This is a genomic window from Psychrobacter sp. 1Y10, assembly GCF_052259005.1.
GTDB classification, from domain to species: Bacteria; Pseudomonadota; Gammaproteobacteria; order Pseudomonadales; family Moraxellaceae; genus Psychrobacter; species Psychrobacter saeujeotis.
Map to the genome: position 1 here is coordinate 30,743 of NZ_JBQQES010000005.1, position 16,432 is coordinate 47,174.

14 protein-coding genes are annotated in these 16,432 nt (G+C 41.7%); 6 read left to right on the forward strand and 8 right to left on the reverse strand.

The features are described from left to right. Positions 1–157 precede the first annotated feature (157 nt). From ACTXGH_RS07955 to ACTXGH_RS07975, 5 genes are all read right to left on the reverse strand, one after another. A complete protein-coding gene (locus ACTXGH_RS07955; protein ID WP_439261601.1) occupies positions 158–793 on the reverse strand; it encodes a glutathione S-transferase family protein in 636 nt (211 codons plus the stop codon). Between the two features lie 48 nt (positions 794–841). Beyond that, positions 842–1,519, reverse strand: a complete 678-nt coding sequence (locus tag ACTXGH_RS07960) for a type 1 glutamine amidotransferase domain-containing protein (RefSeq protein ID WP_439261600.1) — start codon at positions 1,517–1,519, stop codon at positions 842–844. Between the two features lie 216 nt (positions 1,520–1,735). Further along, a complete protein-coding gene (locus ACTXGH_RS07965) occupies positions 1,736–2,785 on the reverse strand; it encodes an NADP-dependent oxidoreductase (protein ID WP_439296315.1) in 1,050 nt (349 codons plus the stop codon). Positions 2,786–2,987: 202 nt separating this feature from the next. After that, positions 2,988–4,205, reverse strand: a complete 1,218-nt coding sequence (locus tag ACTXGH_RS07970; protein WP_439296314.1) for an iron-containing alcohol dehydrogenase — start codon at positions 4,203–4,205, stop codon at positions 2,988–2,990. A 398-nt stretch (positions 4,206–4,603) separates the two neighbouring features. Next, positions 4,604–5,206, reverse strand: coding sequence for a TetR/AcrR family transcriptional regulator (locus ACTXGH_RS07975; protein ID WP_439296313.1), 603 nt, complete (start codon positions 5,204–5,206; stop codon positions 4,604–4,606). A gap of 302 nt (positions 5,207–5,508) precedes the next feature. Between ACTXGH_RS07975 and ACTXGH_RS07980 the strand changes: the two genes are divergently transcribed. Continuing rightward, positions 5,509–6,999 carry an aldehyde dehydrogenase family protein gene (locus ACTXGH_RS07980; protein ID WP_439296312.1) on the forward strand — a complete coding sequence of 497 codons (1,491 nt, stop codon included), beginning with the start codon at positions 5,509–5,511 and terminating at the stop codon, positions 6,997–6,999. A gap of 144 nt (positions 7,000–7,143) precedes the next feature. Here ACTXGH_RS07980 and ACTXGH_RS07985 read toward each other — a convergent pair whose 3' ends face one another. Beyond that, complete coding sequence (locus ACTXGH_RS07985; RefSeq protein WP_068327145.1) at positions 7,144–7,374, reverse strand: hypothetical protein; 231 nt, start codon at positions 7,372–7,374, stop codon at positions 7,144–7,146. A 156-nt stretch (positions 7,375–7,530) separates the two neighbouring features. On the opposite strand from ACTXGH_RS07985, the gene ACTXGH_RS07990 reads away from it, so the two are divergent. Then, on the forward strand, positions 7,531–8,802 hold the full coding sequence (locus ACTXGH_RS07990; protein WP_439296311.1) for an NnrS family protein: 1,272 nt from the start codon (positions 7,531–7,533) through the stop codon (positions 8,800–8,802). A gap of 83 nt (positions 8,803–8,885) precedes the next feature. Beyond that, on the forward strand, positions 8,886–9,395 hold the full coding sequence (locus ACTXGH_RS07995; protein ID WP_439296310.1) for an Rrf2 family transcriptional regulator: 510 nt from the start codon (positions 8,886–8,888) through the stop codon (positions 9,393–9,395). Between the two features lie 122 nt (positions 9,396–9,517). Here ACTXGH_RS07995 and ACTXGH_RS08000 read toward each other — a convergent pair whose 3' ends face one another. Both ACTXGH_RS08000 and ACTXGH_RS08005 read right to left on the reverse strand, forming a co-directional pair. Next, on the reverse strand, positions 9,518–10,348 hold the full coding sequence (locus ACTXGH_RS08000) for a carbonic anhydrase (protein WP_439296309.1): 831 nt from the start codon (positions 10,346–10,348) through the stop codon (positions 9,518–9,520). A 90-nt stretch (positions 10,349–10,438) separates the two neighbouring features. Further along, positions 10,439–11,185: a hypothetical protein gene (locus ACTXGH_RS08005; protein WP_439296308.1), complete on the reverse strand. Its 747-nt coding sequence runs from the start codon at positions 11,183–11,185 to the stop codon at positions 10,439–10,441. A 318-nt stretch (positions 11,186–11,503) separates the two neighbouring features. On the opposite strand from ACTXGH_RS08005, the gene ACTXGH_RS08010 reads away from it, so the two are divergent. From ACTXGH_RS08010 to ACTXGH_RS08020, 3 genes are all read left to right on the forward strand, one after another. Then, entirely contained in the window at positions 11,504–12,619 is a 1,116-nt protein-coding gene (locus ACTXGH_RS08010; RefSeq protein WP_439296307.1) for a hypothetical protein, read from the forward strand. 394 nt (positions 12,620–13,013) lie between these two features. Continuing rightward, positions 13,014–14,204 carry an MFS transporter gene (locus tag ACTXGH_RS08015; RefSeq protein ID WP_439296339.1) on the forward strand — a complete coding sequence of 397 codons (1,191 nt, stop codon included), beginning with the start codon at positions 13,014–13,016 and terminating at the stop codon, positions 14,202–14,204. A gap of 295 nt (positions 14,205–14,499) precedes the next feature. Then, positions 14,500–16,170: a fatty acid--CoA ligase gene (locus tag ACTXGH_RS08020; RefSeq protein ID WP_439296306.1), complete on the forward strand. Its 1,671-nt coding sequence runs from the start codon at positions 14,500–14,502 to the stop codon at positions 16,168–16,170. Positions 16,171–16,432 lie beyond the last annotated feature (262 nt).

Consider the following 16,432-nt stretch of genomic DNA (forward strand, 5'->3'; position numbering starts at 1 on the left):
GATGATCAATAATAGGACAAAAAAATAGCTCAAGATACACTTGAGCTATTTTATCATATTCGGCATATGGTATTTAAGGCGCTGTCGAGATGATTAAGTAGTAATCTATATAGAATCATCAGAATAACTGTCAGTTTCAAGAATTACTTAAATGATTCTATACTGAGCTTGATTGGTCATGCTCGGCTTCAAGACGCATTGCGCTTTGATAGCTATCAATATTAGCAAGCTGTAATGCATATTGCTTGATATGAGGATAATCCTCTAGCTGTTTACGCTTAGCCAGCATAATCAAATCAAACGATAGCATGAAGTCCGCACCACTTAACTTGTTGCCAACGATAAAGGATTTATCCTTTACTTCATCATTTAGATAGTTAAGCAGCTTGTGTTTTTCTGCACCGATATAGCCATTCAAAAACTCATTATTGTTGATGCCGGCTTTATTAATAAACAATTCAAGCAATAAAGGCACCATGAGCGAGCTTTCAGCAAAATCTATCCATTGTAGATAATGTCCATAGTCGCTGCTATCTGTAGCAGGACGCAAACTCTCAGGTGCAAAGCGCTCAATTAATATTTGGGTGATCGCTCCTGATTCTGCATACATCACCCCATCTATTTCGATAACGGGCGATTTACCAAGTGGGTGTACTGCTTTAAGACTGTCCGGTGCCAAGTTGGTGTTGGCATCACGTTGATAACTGACAATCTCATAGGGTTCGCCAAGCTCTTCTAAGAGCCAAAGCGTACGTAGCGAGCGCGATTGATTAAGATGATGTAAACGAATCATAATATTGGCCTTTTTTGCTTAGTATGTGGTATTAATCATCGAATGCTATTAGCCTTTAAGCTTAGCAATCAAACGTTTGGCGGCTTCTTCTGATGAGGCTGGATTCTGACCTGTGATGAGCAGACCATCTTCGACCACAAACGATTCCCAATCAGCGGTTTTTTCATAGTTGCCACCATTGGCTATCAGTGCATCTTCTACTAGGAATGGCACCACATCGGTAAGGCCAACCGCTTCTTCTTCAGTGTTGGTAAAGCCAGTAACTGTCTTGCCTTTTACCAAGTACTCACCGTCAACCTTGACGTTTTTGAGTGCGGCAGGAGAGTGACAAACAAAGGCAACAGGCTTATCTTGCTTCACAAAAGTCTCAATCAAATTGATAGAGTCTTTGTCGACTGCCAAATCCCATAATGGGCCATGACCACCAGGATAGAATACTGAGTCGAAGTCTTCTGCTTTCATGTCAGCAAGTTTTTTGGTGTTGGCAAGATGTTTTTGCGCATCGGTGTCTTCTTTAAAACGCTTGGTATCTTTCGTTTGCGCATCTTCAGTATCGCTACTAGGATCAAGTGGTGGCTGACCACCAGCAGGAGAGGCAAGGGTTACATTGACCCCAGCATCAAGAAAAGCATAGTAAGGGGCTGCAAATTCTTCTAGCCAAAAGCCAGTTTTTTTACCGGTATCACCCAATTCATCGTGTGAAGTTAGTACCATTAAAATATTCATAGTTGTCCTTTTCTATTAAAGTGATTTTTAAATTATTGATGGTTAGCAGTCACGTTAAATAATTATACTTAATCAGTAGTTGTATTAACGGTGACTGCTAGCCGTATCCATGTAACAGTATTCATGGTAAAGATGTCATTTTCAGTAGTTGTCTTAACAAGTTGTGTTGTTAAGTCGTTATTTACCACTGACTTAAATTTCGTTAACAAATCTTGATTATTTAACGTCAGCTACTTTGACTACTGTTTTACCGAAGTTATCGCCATTTAGCATACGAACAAAGGCATTTGGTGCATCGTCTAAGCCTTCAGCGATGGATTCTTTGGTTTTAACATCACCTGACTCTACCCATTTGCTCATGGTTTTGAGGAACTCTGGGAAGTGATCGCCATACTCTTCAAAGATGATAAAGCCTTTAATAGTGAGACGACGGCTCAACACATTGCCCATTAATACACTCAAACGATCCTTGCCATCAGGTAGTTCAGTCGCGTTGTATTGTGAGACCAGACCACATACTGGGATACGTGCATGAGCGTTTAGTAATGGCATGACCGCGTCAAATACTTTACCGCCGACATTTTCGTAATAGATATCGATACCATTTGGGCAAGCAGCTTTTAATTGCTCAGCGAAGTCGTCCGCTTTATGGTCAATACAGACATCAAAGCCTAGCTCATTGACAGCGAAGTCGCATTTTTCTTTACCGCCTGCGATACCAACGGTGCGTGTGCCATATTGATTACCAACTTGACCAACCGTTGCGCCAACGGGACCTGTTGCGGCAGCGACGACCAGCGTCTCACCTTTTTGTGGTTTACCGATATCCGTCAAACCCATATAACCAGTAAAGCCGGGCATACCCAATACGCCTAAACCATAAGAAGGGTTTGGCATATCTTTATCTAATTTCAGCACGCCTTCGCCATTACTGACGCTATAGTCTTGCCAGCCTGAATTTGATACAACCAAATCACCGACGGCAAATTTATCAAGGTTAGATTCAACGACTTGAGCAACCGTTGCGCCCATCATCACATCACCCACTTCTAGAGGATCTGCATAGCTTTTAGCATCGCTCATACGTCCACGCATATACGGGTCTAATGACAAATAGACAGTACGTAGCAGCATCTCACTGTCATTTGGGGTTGGGATATCGCTGGTTGTCATGTCAAAGTTTTCAGCTTTTGGCGCGCCATGAGGGCGACTCGCCAATTTAATTTGGCGGTTTATTTTTTGATTTTGTTGTTTATCAAAGCTCATTTTAATAATCCTTTTTATTTATTGGTTTGAGGTTTTAAAGTATAGTTTTGGTTTTAGAGTATAGATTTTAAAGTTAGCGGCCACTCAAAAGTGAATGGCTACTAATAATGAAAACAATATGCAAAGCTGCTGTTTTATATAAAGTTGTTGTTGTTATTTGCTTATATTCTCAGCTTACAGCGTCTAAAAGACTTTACGACTATTAAGCGGCGCTGGTTAATGAACGCTCTAAGATACGACGTGATACTTCTAAGTCATTGTTACCATGTTCGCCCAGTTTTACCATGTTGTGCGCTTCAAGCTGCTTGATAATCGGGTCAATCGCTGACTCATCTAATTCAGCATCTGCTAAGCTAACTGGTAGGCCGAGGCTACGGAAGAAGTTCTCAGTCTTAACGATAGCAGTCTCGATGATGCTGTCGTCGTCTTGTTTTGTATCAGTATTGCTATCAATAGCCCAAACGTTACGGGCATATTGAAGTAACTTGTCTTTTTTGCTTTCTTTCAGCTCACGCAGGACTGATGGCAATAGAATGGTAAGGGTGCGGGCATGGTCAATGCTATGTAATGACGTTAATTCGTGACCAATCATGTGTGTCGTCCAATCTTGTGGTACACCCGTACCAATGAGGCCGTTAAGCGCCATGGTTGCCGTCCACATAATATTCTTACGTGTTTCTAGGTTTTCTGAATCTGCTTTAACTGCTGCACCTTCCTCAATTAGGATCTTAAGTAAGCTCTCAGCGAAGGCATCTTGCACTTTCGCATTGACTGGATACGTAAGATATTGTTCCATTACATGGACAAAGGCATCAGCAACCCCATTCATTACCTGACGTTCAGGCAAGGTTAGCGTCTTAGTAGGATCTAAAATTGAGAACTTAGGGAAGACTAGTGGACTACGGAAAGGTAGTTTTGCTTGACGTTTACTATGGTTGACAACGCCGCCATTATTCATCTCAGAACCAGTCGCTGGAATAGTCAATACGGCACCCAAATCGATAGCAGTATCAATATTTGAACAACCACTGAGCAGTGCATCCCATGCTTTTTCACGTGAGACAGTGCTGTCGTCCTCGGTAAGTGAGGACACGAGCGCGACAAATTTACTGCCATCAATGACTGAACCACCGCCAACCGCTAATAAGAAATCAATGTTATGCTCATTAACCATATCAGCAGCTTTAAGCAAAGTATTGAACTCTGGGTTTGGCTCAATACCGCCAAACTCAAATACTTCGCGGCTACCACTTGCTGCTAGTGCAGTTCTGACTTCATCTAAAGTACCTGTACGTTCAGCTGAGCCGCCACCATAAGTAATAAGTACTTTTGCATCATTAGGTACTAAATCTGATAGCTGTGCGATTTGACCTTCACCGAAGACGATACGTACTGGGTTGTAATATTGAAAGTTTTTCATAAAATTCCTAAAATCTATTGAATGCTGACTGAGTATATGAGTTGTAAAACGGACTGGAAAATTATCCAGTTCGTTTTTGTGTATGTGGGCATTGTACAGTAATTAGACCGGTCGTCTAGTGCTCTTTACAAAACTCTCGTATATTTATAATTTATGAGAAACTGATTATAAAAATTGGAAGGCGAAAATATTCGCGCAGAACTTAGGGTGCGAACCTAGTAGTACATATGCTGTTAAGCGCTACTTAGATTATTTTGAGAGTGGCTTAGTTAGAACTAGAGTTAGGTGACCGGAGACAAACAAATGAGTATATCTAAAAGATAGTAAATCTTAAAAATACTTTTGCAAAATCGAGGTTAAGTATAGAAAAGAGCTAGGTATAGAGAAAAGAGCCGCTATTAGCGACCCATCTCAGTAGTCGTCATCTGCCATACTTCTGCAAGTGGCGTATTGGTTTGACTAATCTTAGCAATCAAACTGGCACCAAGCCATGCAAAGTACCAACGTTTCGCCATGCTCTCAGCTGCGATATTATCAGGTTGCGGTACTGAGTTACCCGACCAGCCAGCTTTGATTTGTTCCGCAAGCCACGTAATGGTTTGTTGATAACCAGCATTTAAAGCGATACGCATCGGCTCTGACATGTCAGCAACTTCAGCACTGAGCTTGACGACTAAGCACTTCTCATGATCACAGCCATTTTGCTGAGTGTCATACCAGCCTTGGAAGTAGTCATACAGCTTTTGCTGAGAACTGACATCTTGTGCGCCAATACTCTCTAGTCGCATTTTATAATTTTCAAAATAATGCGTGATAATGGCTTCCCCAAAGGCTTCTTTTGACGCAAAGTAGTGATAAAAAGAGCCTTTCGGAATACCTGCTGTGTCTAAAATTTGTTTGATGCCAACAGCGGTAAAGCCCTTTTTAGCAATAAGCTGATAGCCTACTTCTAAAAGATGGGTCTTGGTATCAGGTGGAATCGTGGTTGCATTAGCAGACATAATAGTAATGCCCTCCTAGTGTGCTATTGTTTATTAAAATAGGTGATGTATGGTTATGACGTTACGTTTTATCAACAATGTTTAGAGCGGAAGCAGTCTTGTTTTATCTATCTTCTATGTTAACATTAGACCAGTCGTCTAGCAAGCTTAGCTTCTGATCTAATAGCTTTATCGCCTATATAAGGTATATAGATCTACAATCTTGCTAGCGCTTTTTTATGATTTTCGCAGAATGTTTTATAAAGAATAATTTCAATTAACATTACACTAATAATTATCACAACCAATCAAGGATAGTAGTTATGACAACCAATAATACTGATAGCAATAACAACGCCTATAGCGACTTTCATTTGCAGTATATTGCAGGTGAGTGGCAGAGCGGACAAGATGACAGCATCAATACTAATGTCAATCCATATAATGGCGACACGCTGGTCGAGATCAAACAGGCTACGAAAGATCAGCTTGATGAAGCCTATCAAGCGGCAACTACTGCACAAAAAGAATGGGCGCAAAAGACGCCAGCTGAGCGTGCCAGTTTAATGTACAACGTCGTCAATGTCTTAGATCAGCGTCAAGACGAAATTGTCGATTGGCTTATCAAAGAGTCGGGCAGTACGCGTATCAAAGCAATGGTGGAGTTCGGTAGTGCGCGTGCGATTACACTTGAAGCCGCAAGCTTTCCTAACCGCGTCCATGGTGAGATTCGTGCATCAAATACGCCTGGTAAAGAAAACTTCGTCTACCGTGAGCCAATCGGTGTCGTAGCCGTCATTAGCCCATGGAACTTTCCGCTACATCTTACGCAGCGTTCTATCGCACCTGCACTAGCCCTTGGTAACGCGGTCGTACTTAAGCCTGCAAGCGACACACCTATTACCGGCGGTTTATTGTTAGCAAAAGTATTTGAAGAAGCGGGTCTGCCAAAAGGATTACTCAACGTCGTCGTCGGTGCGGGCAGTGAGATAGGGGATGCCATCGTCACTCATGACATTCCAAGCTTTGTATCATTTACTGGTTCAACCTCAGTCGGCAAACATATTGGTGAGCTGGCCAATGGGGGCGAATACATCAAGCAAGTCGCGCTTGAGCTAGGTGGTAACAGTCCATTTGTGGTATTAAAAGATGCCGATATTGAGCAAGCAGTCAAAGCCGCAGCCTTTGGTAAGTTCCTCCATCAAGGTCAAATCTGTATCGCTATCAATCGTATTATCGTTGAAGACGAGATTTATGATGACTTCGTAGAGCGCTTCTTGGCGCATGTTAAAACCTTAAACGTCGGTGATCCGAATAAGCAAGATACGGCAGTCGGCCCAATCATTAATGAAAAACAAGTCAAATCACTGAAAGAAAAAATCGTTAAAGCACAGAAAGAAGGTGCCAAAATGATTTTGAGTGGTGAGATTAAAGGTCAAGTAGTACCGCCGCATATCTTTACCGAAGTGTCTCGCGAGATGGACTTATCGTGTAATGAGGTATTTGGACCAGTGGTCGGTATCATCCGTGCTAAAGATGAAGACGATGCATTGTCGATCGCCAACGCTTCTATGTATGGGTTGTCTAGTGCTGTATTTACATCGGACATGCAAAAAGGTCTGTGTTTTGCACGTGGTATCAGAGCTGGCATGACCCATATTAATGATATCTCAGTCAACGATGAGAGCAATGTACCGTTTGGCGGTGAGAAAAACTCAGGTATTGGTCGCTTTAATGGTGAGTGGATACTTGAAGAGTTTACCAGAACGCATTGGATATCAATGCAAAACGAACCGCGTCAATATCCGTTTTAATTTAGCCATTTTAATTCAGCCGTTTTAATAGTGCTTTCTAGTTGAATTAGAGTGAAACTATTAATAATAAAAAAGACCGCTTTTATAGCGGTCTTTTTTTATGAGCGTCACGTGTCATTGTGAATTGCTTTATCTAAAAATATGCTATCGAGAATGAAAACCTAGCAAAGCTTCAATTTCTTCAATAGTCATATTTCTAACGAGCGCTTGCTCTTCTACCGACAAACGATTGGTATGTTCTTTTATCATCGTATGGATGCTACGAGAGATCTCAGAGGTCGTTGCATAATACATTTGCGGCTGTTCTTTAGTAAGCGTCATCAAAAACTTATTGACGATTTTGCGCTTTTCTTCCGGTGCATTTTCTTCAGTCATAGTATTCTCCTAGAAGTGAACCATTTAAGCAGCGAAGGTCATAACAGTCAATGAGACGTGTGTAATGTCAGTGATAAGATAGCATTAATATTTATAGTCATTCGTTGTATAATTTATAAGATTCATATAAAATGAATTTTATAAATATCTCCTTATATGATTGAGAAAGCAGTCATGCAATCCATCAATTTACCTAGCAAGCCACCAAGCTCTCCGCATCCTATTCTTAATTTAAGCTTTCGCATTTTTTTTAGTGCTGCGGCAGTATTTGCGATAGTGATGATGGTGCTGTGGTCATTTGTATTTACTGGACATACTGATATTGATGCGCAGGTTTTAAATCCGTTGTACTGGCACGGCCATGAGATGATTTATGGTTATGCTTTGGCGGTGGTCGCAGGGTTTTTGCTGACAGCGGTAAAGACTTGGACAGGGGTGATGATGCCGCATGGTTACAAGTTGCTAAGCATTTTTAGCTGCTGGTTGCTGGCACGTCTTAGCTGGTTGGCTTTTGGGCTGGGTATAACGATTGCGGGTAGCAGTATATCGTTGTTATATGCTGCCGCAGTGTTTGATTTACTGTTTATCGGTTCGATGGCTTTTGTGATAATTCGAGCAGTATTGCAAGTAAAGCAATATAAGCAGATGGGTATTTTAGCCAAGCTAGCACTATTAACGTTGGGCAATGGCTTGTGTTACTGGGGTATTGTCAACGCAGACATGAGTACGACCAGAGTAGGTATCTACTTGGGTTTTTACTTAATTATCGGTTTGGTATTGACGATTGGTAGGCGGGTTGTACCATTCTTTATTGAACGTGGTCTTAGTCTGCCTAATGCGGCAGGTGTCAAAGAAACCGTCAGTCTACGCAATAGTAAAGTGCAAGATATTGCCAGCCTATTGTTCTTTTTGGCGTTTTTTATTGTTGATGTGTTTTATCCTAATCCGTACTTGCTTAGTGTTACCGCGTTTGGGGTAGCAGTGGTCAACATCGTACGCCTAGTTGGTTGGTATCACCGCGGTATTTGGCAAAAGCCCTTGTTATGGTCGTTATATATCGCATTTATGGGTATGTGCTTAAGTTTTTTGCTCTATGCACTGCAGCCATGGTTAGGTTACGCTCACAGTATTGCTATGCATGGGTTAGCGATTGCAGGTGTTGGCATGATGACAGTTACAATGATGACGCGAGTATCGCTTGGACATACAGGACGCAGTATTCATCAGCCACCTAAGACTGTAAATATCATGTATATCTTGATGGTACTGGTATTTATGAGCCGTGTGCTACTACCGCTCGCTGATATGAGTCATTATCTGTTATGGATTATGATCGCTCAAGGCGCATGGATTGCCTGCTTTGTGCTATTTTGCATCAGCTATCTGCCGATGCTTGCACGTCCTAGACCCGACGGTTTATTTGGATAATAAAGGTCGAGTGATAAGATATGGCAATTAGGTTTGAATGGATAAATTTTTAAGCAATTTTAATTAAATAGGAGCGCAAATACATGCGACTGACCAACTATAGTGATTATGCACTGCGCTCGTTAATTTACTTAGCAGTGAGACCAGAACCTGAGACGCTAGCAAATATTAGCGATATTGCCAGCAGCTATCATATTTCTAAAAGCCATTTGACCAAGATCATTCATCAATTGGGTCAGCTAGGTTATATAGAAAGTGTGCGCGGCAAAAATGGTGGTATTCGGTTGGCTTATGCGCCAAAAGACATCAATTTGGGTGTATTGATCAAACAAATAGAGCCTGACTTTGATTTGGTTGAGTGCTTTGCTACAACCGGAGATAGTGATAAACAAAAGCCTCGTGCAGAAGGATTACCGATTACTTTTATCAGCGAAGAAGGCAGCAAACCCATCGGTTGTGTGATTACGCCAGCGTGTCAGCTTAAAGGCGTGTTTTTTGAGGCACTAACGGCATTTATTACCGTTCTCGAAAAATACACCTTGGCAGATGTTATTGATAATAAGGATGAGTTGAAGCAATTTTTATTTTCATAAAATCAATAAAAAAGCTCAAAACCAGCGATTTAGTGTTACTGATTTTGAGCCTAAATCTTAAACATTCGAACGTATCACTGTTCCAAACAGTAAATGATTTAATTTGCAATTAGTGATTAAAATTAATGAGTGAGCTGCTCTATCTTACGCGAGCCTTGTGGCTGAATAGGGCGGTTATTACCTTCGTATAGATCAGACATAATCGCAAACTGATCACTAGCAAGGGTTAAAGGCTTTTTACTAACATACCATTGTACTTCTTCTGAACATGGCGGCGTCGTCAGTGAACCACTATAATGATAGAAGGTAGGCATGACAGGTGCTAAAGCAGATAAGTCTACGCCGTTAGCCGTGTATTCATCGTCGTTTTGAGTTGTCAGCTCAGTGCCGTTTAGTAACACCCGTAGCGCGTCATTGGCCTCACCAATTTGCAACATGATACCCACTACAGCAAGATTGCCTTCGCTATTGGCATGCACAAAATGGATCTCGCCTGGGTAGTTCTGACTACCAAATTGATGCTCGCTTGGGGTATGGTAATGAAACTGCTTGAGAACATAGCGTTCATTGTCTAATACAATAGCATTGTCTTCAGTCGTTGGCGTATAGACGACTGTATGTCCATTGTCATGAATGCGAATGTTGGTCGATTGAGCATAGTTAATGACAGGCGCAGCTGAGCTACTGGCGGTAACGTTTGTAATGTTGATGGGCGATTGCTGTTTCCCAATCTTGCAGGCATCAGCGCCTTTAACATCACCCCAATACTCGGGACCTGTATTACCTTCGTATGACCACTTATGATGATGGACACCACCATTGCCTTGCGGTGTAACTACGGTCACATTGGCATCAGTCGGCTGATCTGTCAAAGCCTGCTGATTAGAGGTACAAGCAGAAAAACCTAAAGCGCTTACTGCCAGCACAGCAGTCGCTAAATAATGACGATTCATATTACAGTCCTTTTTATAGTCAAAATGTCCATGTTACCGTTAATTCAAAAGTGAATGAACGATAAGGTATGTCTGTTAAAGCTTAAAAAATTAAGACTTCTCAAGCTTAGGGCGTGCTTTTTCAATCGCTTTTAATAATGCCTTTTCAAACCCACCAACTTCAAATGTGATCAAGCTTGAGTGGGCAGCACAGAAATTATGAGCATCGCGCCATTGATGAGCAAGCTCGGTCGCCCAGTCGCAATATTGTTTGCCAGCGTCTGGCTCATCTTTAAGCGCTTGCTTGGTTGTAGGATGTAAGAGGAGCTCAGGTAATACCGCCTCAAGCACCTTTGCTGGTGGGCTCATAAAAGTATCATCTACATGCAAACTTCTGCTGGCAGGATGGTAAGCCAATAACGAGCCTGCATGGATTTTTTCGTTAGGGGAGATATAGTAGATACCTTGAGATAAAGAAAATTTGAGCTCCGGATAACGTTCGGCTACTGCATCACTCTCTACTAAATCGTCAGCCCATGGTATTTGGGGTACTTGTTTGTGGTGGCGACGACTACCATAAAATTCGGCTTGCGGAAAATCTTTTGCCATCTGCTCACAATGTACGGTATGAAAAGGATGAAGATTCAACACAGCTTCGACATCTTGGCCATCGTTGGTCAAGGCCATGACTTGATCTCGCACATCACCAGTCAGCTCGTAGCTGTCCAAAAAGACAAACTTGCCTGACTCCAACTTTACGAGCGAGCACTGGGTACCTATGTCAAGCACACCGCCTAAACGAAAAGATCCGCGTATGTTCCAAAATCCTGCACCTAGATTATAAATTTTATCTGCCATCTTTATTGCCTCTTATTGTTTAAAGATTGATGTAATGGTTTATCAAAACAGCTGCTAGCTTAACTGTCGCTACATTATTTTTAGAGATTATGAACTCAAGGGTTGCTAAAGTCTGTTATAGAAGGGATGTGGAATGTATAGATAGTTTAAATTAAAGCCAGTTAAGCAACTAAAGTAGAACAAGGTATAGTTATAACAATGAGCGAATGGTTTTAGAGCATTTAAAAAGTATGTATCGAAACATTTGGTTAGCAGTGCTTGACAGTATGTACCAGCAATTGGTATAAAGCATCTACCTAAACGAATATAGACAGACAAATGCCTACATCATCAGACTCGACCCTTAAAAAGATATATGTTAAAGATTATCGCTCCCCGCAAGCGGCGATAGACCACGCTAAGTCTATCGGCGGTGCTCGGATTATATTCCCCAATGGCGACTATCCTTGTAGTTTGGTAATTGATAGTCCGAATATTGAGCTATTTAGTGAGGGTAATACCATTTTACGGGCAAAAACACCTTCTACTGTCGTTGACGTACAGGCAGGCGGAGTAAACTTCGTCCTAGATGGATTTGATATACGTGGTCAAACCTTACGAGATGAGCTTACCTCTAACAGAAATGGCACGCACAAAAACACCAAAGCTCTGCACTGTATTCGCATTCAAGAGCGCGGCGCTCGTCTCAGAAACTTTAAGACAAGTGGCGCACGTTATGATGGTATCTACCTTAAATATAATGGACAGATTGACTTTGAGGCTCAGGACTTCTTAATTGGATCAACTGCACGAAATCCCGTAACTATCGTTGCAGGACAAGGGAGTAGGTTTACACGTGGTAAAGTTAGTATTGATAATAGGTTTACATCGAAACAAGGCAAATTGATAAGCGGTCTTTATTTATTTGACTGTGAACCCAATAATATTAATGATAAATATCGCGACATTAAGTTTACAGACGTGGTCTTTGAAAATGCTGGCACGCGTTACGGTAACAATCAAGTTATCTTTCAAGACACTAATATAGGCAATTCAAATGATTTGGGTGTGTACTTTGAAGACTGTGATTTTATTAAGTCTGGTACAGCTACTGGATCTGCTTATGTACGCCTCAAAGCTAATGGAAAATTAAAGGAATTTAGTAATATTCATTTTAAAAATACGCGCCATCAGTTTAGAGCCATGGCAATTGCTAGCGGTCGCGAGCTATTACTTAGAAATTCGTCTTTCAACGATGTTGTTATTGATGATCGAAACCTAACGTTTGCTATTAAATTATCATCTGGCACGGTTGTTAATAATGTGCGCACAACAGCTGATAAATCATCGGCTAAATCTAAAGCCCCAGCTGTCCGGACATCGTTAAATAAGCCTGTCAACTTGCTCTTAGATAAAAAAAGCAATGTCAAGGTTACAGATGTTCCAGGGTACTAAAGTCAAAGTGCTGAGCAATGTAAGTCGCCTTGAGCGGCTTTTTTTGTGTTTTAAGAGTGGATAGAATCATTCGTAGTGTATTAAATGGTTCATCAATGCGATAGATAGTGAATAGTGGTATATTTAGAATACAAGATTGCTCCTGTTTAAGGACCAAAATTACATAACATTTTGCATCTTAAGCTTAACTGCCAGTGTGATACCATGATGCGCTTGTCATAATGACTATAAGTTTAGGCTTTTGTATATTTATAGCCTGTTCCTACCACCCACGCCGATATCATGCGCGTATAACATAGTCAGTAACTTTGTGAATCACATACCAGATAACGCCTCAACGAATAACACGTCACATGACAGCGCAAATCAAACTGTCTCAGCGCCCTCATCAGTCATGCCACCTACTTCGCAGCCCAGTCCGCCGTCTTGGGTGTTGAAGCTAACTGTTGGTTTGATTGGGATGTTTGCTTTTTTGCAAGTATATTCTATTCAAGCAGTCTTACCTGTACTGATGGTGGACCTCGCTGCCACCGAAGTACAAGCAGGTATGGTCGTTGGCGCGACAGTGATGGCGATTGCTATTATGTCGCCATTTTTGGGAATGCTGTCTGATGCTGTAGGGCGCAAGTCTTTTATCGTCGGAGCTTTGTTGTTTTTGGCGATACCGACAGCGCTTATAGCCCAAAGCCCAGATATTGGCTGGATGGGTCTGTGGCGGTTTATTCAAGGCTTGTCAGTACCTGGTATTACGGTAGTGACGATTGCCTATATTGGTGAGGAGTTTGAAGGACGAGCAGTCACCGAGCTGATGTCATTTTATGTCTCAGGTTCAGTGCTTGGCGGTTTTTTGGGACGGTTCTTGCTTGGGCATTTGCATGAGCTTATAGGCTGGCGTCATGGCTATTATGTGATGGCCGCGATGACATTGGTCGGTGCATTATGGGTAGGTAAAATGTTGCCTTCATCACGCCAGTTTGAGGCCAATCCAAACTTCCGCTCAGCCATGCAAACATTAGGTGAGCATCTGACCAATCGCTACGTAGTGACAGCTTGCTTACTTGGCGCGTGTGTGTTGTTCTCTTTGGTAGGCTGCTTTACCTTTATCAATTTGCATTTGGCCAAGACTCCATATGAGCTAAGTACTGGACAGCTTGCCAATATCTTTGCTGTGTACCTAATAGGCGTGGTCATTACCCCATTATCGACTACTTTATTACGCCGGTTTGGCGCAGCACGAACGGTGCGAGTTGCTGTGATAGTGTCTATGATAGGGGTGCTATTGACCTTAGTATCACCGCTGTGGGGTATTGTTATTGGACTTGCTGTTATGTCGTCCGGAGTCTTTATCACCCAAGCTGCGACCATCAGTTACATCGCAGTCAATGTCAAAAAAGGGCGCAGCTTGGCTTCTGGTCTATATTATATGAGCTATTATGCAGGTGGTACGATAGGAGCTTGGCTATGCGGTATTGTTTATGCGCGTGGTGAATGGCCAATGACAGTATGGCTGTTATTGGCCTTGCAGATTCTTGCATTACTCATAGCAAGCTTTGGTATGGTTAAAACCAAGTTTCGTACTGCATGAGCCTCGTACTGTTTAAAACAAGTCTTGGCTAACATATTGTGGTAGGCAGTGGAATTACTATTCTCGAATGCTGAGTATCGTCATGCTTACGTGTGCACGCTTTACATAGTATGGGTTTTTTCTTACTATCAATAAGTAATCGGCTAAAAAGCAGATTTTTAAAAAGTAGATACCTCAAATAAAGTAAGCTTTTATCCAGATAGTAGTCTGCTTCTAAAAAGTATAAACACGACCGCACTCAATTATTTATAGTAATAAAACGTTCACGATAACGACAAACAAGGAAGTCTCATCTATGTCAAATATCTATGATAGCGCACCATCAGCCTATGAATTTCCGTTACTTATTAAACAACTACTAAACCGTGCCAAGACCGTCTCATTGGATCAAGAGATTATATATGCGGACAAAAAGCGCTTAACTTATAAGGATTTATTTACCCGCATTAACCGTTTAGCCAATGTCTTAGCAGATTTAAATCTCGATGCAGGTGATGTGGTAGCGGTTATGGACTGGGATAGTCATCGCTATCTTGAGTCTTATTTTGCAGTACCTATGTCGCAATATATTTTGCAGACGGTCAATATCCGTCTGTCCCCAGAAAAAATTCTTTATACCATTAATCATGCCAAGCCTAAAGTATTGATGCTCAATTCTGAATTTGCGCCTTTGGTTAAAGATTATCAGTTTGAAAACTCAAGTATTGAGCATATTATTTGGTTAGATGACAATGGTGTGTCGCATGAAGGTGTCTTTGGTGGTAATCAAAGTCGCGTGACAGGTGAGTATGAAGCGTTATTAGCAGCGGCTGACACTACCTTTGACTTTCCGGATTTTGATGAAAATACTATTGCCACAACCTTCTATACTTCAGGAACGACAGGTGATCCAAAAGGCGTGTTCTTTAGTCATCGCCAATTGGTATTACATAGCCTAGCGGAAGCTGCGTCACTTGGTATGCTGCCCAATAAGCAAGGCGTCAGCTACGGTGATGTCTATATGCCGATGACACCGATGTTCCATGTCCATGCCTGGGGCTTTCCGTTTACGGCCACGATGATTGGTTTAAAGCAAGTTTATCCAGGACGTTATGCGCCCGATACTTTGTTAGATCTAATCATTAATGAAGAGGTCAGTATTACCCACTGCGTACCAACGATATTACAAATGGTACTCAAAGAGGCGCAAGATCGAGATGTTAGCTTTAATGGGCTAAAAATGATCATTGGTGGTTCAAGGTTAACAGAAGGCTTGGCTAAGTCGGCATTGGCACAAGATATTGAAGTATATACAGGTTACGGAATGTCAGAGACCGCACCACTTATTAGCTTAACTGACTTTAGCCTCAATGAACCTGATATGACTGAGGAAGAAGACATTAATCGCCGCTGCATGACGGGTAAGCCAGTATTGATGGTCGATGCACAAGTCTGGAGCACAGATAATAAGCCAGTAGGTGTCGGTACAGAAAATACTGGTGAGCTGGTATTACGGGCACCTTGGTTGACTCAAAGCTATCTTAAAAACAATGACGCAGGCAAGGAGCTGTGGGAAAATGGCTACATGCATACCCAAGACATCGCTTACGTCAAACCTGATGGTTATATCAAAATAACTGATCGTCTCAAAGATGTCATCAAATCTGGTGGGGAGTGGATCTCATCATTGGAGATTGAAACCATTTTATCATTGCATCCAGCAGTAGCCGACGTGTCAGTCATCGGTGTCCGTGATAAGCAGTGGGGAGAGCGCCCATTGGCGTTAGTAGTCTTAAAACCTAATAAGCAAGACACTAGTGCTGATGATATTATTGCAGTTGCAGAACAAGCGGTCAGTAAAGGTATTATTCCTAAATATGGTGTACCAAGCGAGTTTAAGTTCGTTGATGAGCTGCCTAAAACCTCTGTTGGTAAGCATGATAAAAAAGTGATGCGAGAGATGTATGCCAATCAGACACAAGTTTAATTGATATTAACTGTAATCACATCGCAGTTTATGCGCTAAACAGTTGACCTTTATTACTAGCTCTGCTACATTTTAAACCGATACTTATCAAACCGATACACTATGTATTGTTTTTATAGGTATCGGTTTTTTGTTTCTGGCAGGGAAAGCCAGGGCAACCATACTTAAGCAGTCATATAAATTTGCTATATTATACTTATAATATATACAGCGACTCTTCCAACTTCATCAGCTATTTCATATAGCATATATAGTCGTGTTG

Bases quoted from the DNA above. Each gene is read 5' to 3' on its own strand.
- ACTXGH_RS07960 (WP_439261600.1), bottom strand. From the start codon at position 1,519: ATGAATATTTTAATGGTACTAACTTCACACGATGAATTGGGTGATACC.
- ACTXGH_RS08015 (WP_439296339.1), top strand. From the start codon at position 13,014: ATGCCACCTACTTCGCAGCCCAGTCCGCCGTCTTGGGTGTTGAAGCTA.
- ACTXGH_RS08000 (WP_439296309.1), bottom strand. From the start codon at position 10,348: ATGAATCGTCATTATTTAGCGACTGCTGTGCTGGCAGTAAGCGCTTTA.
- ACTXGH_RS07955 (WP_439261601.1), bottom strand. From the start codon at position 793: ATGATTCGTTTACATCATCTTAATCAATCGCGCTCGCTACGTACGCTT.
- ACTXGH_RS07965 (WP_439296315.1), bottom strand. From the start codon at position 2,785: ATGAGCTTTGATAAACAACAAAATCAAAAAATAAACCGCCAAATTAAA.
- ACTXGH_RS07980 (WP_439296312.1), top strand. From the start codon at position 5,509: ATGACAACCAATAATACTGATAGCAATAACAACGCCTATAGCGACTTT.
- ACTXGH_RS07975 (WP_439296313.1), bottom strand. From the start codon at position 5,206: ATGTCTGCTAATGCAACCACGATTCCACCTGATACCAAGACCCATCTT.
- ACTXGH_RS07990 (WP_439296311.1), top strand. From the start codon at position 7,531: ATGATTGAGAAAGCAGTCATGCAATCCATCAATTTACCTAGCAAGCCA.
- ACTXGH_RS08020 (WP_439296306.1), top strand. From the start codon at position 14,500: ATGTCAAATATCTATGATAGCGCACCATCAGCCTATGAATTTCCGTTA.
- ACTXGH_RS07970 (WP_439296314.1), bottom strand. From the start codon at position 4,205: ATGAAAAACTTTCAATATTACAACCCAGTACGTATCGTCTTCGGTGAA.
- ACTXGH_RS07995 (WP_439296310.1), top strand. From the start codon at position 8,886: ATGCGACTGACCAACTATAGTGATTATGCACTGCGCTCGTTAATTTAC.
- ACTXGH_RS08010 (WP_439296307.1), top strand. From the start codon at position 11,504: ATGCCTACATCATCAGACTCGACCCTTAAAAAGATATATGTTAAAGAT.
- ACTXGH_RS08005 (WP_439296308.1), bottom strand. From the start codon at position 11,185: ATGGCAGATAAAATTTATAATCTAGGTGCAGGATTTTGGAACATACGC.
- ACTXGH_RS07985 (WP_068327145.1), bottom strand. From the start codon at position 7,374: ATGACTGAAGAAAATGCACCGGAAGAAAAGCGCAAAATCGTCAATAAG.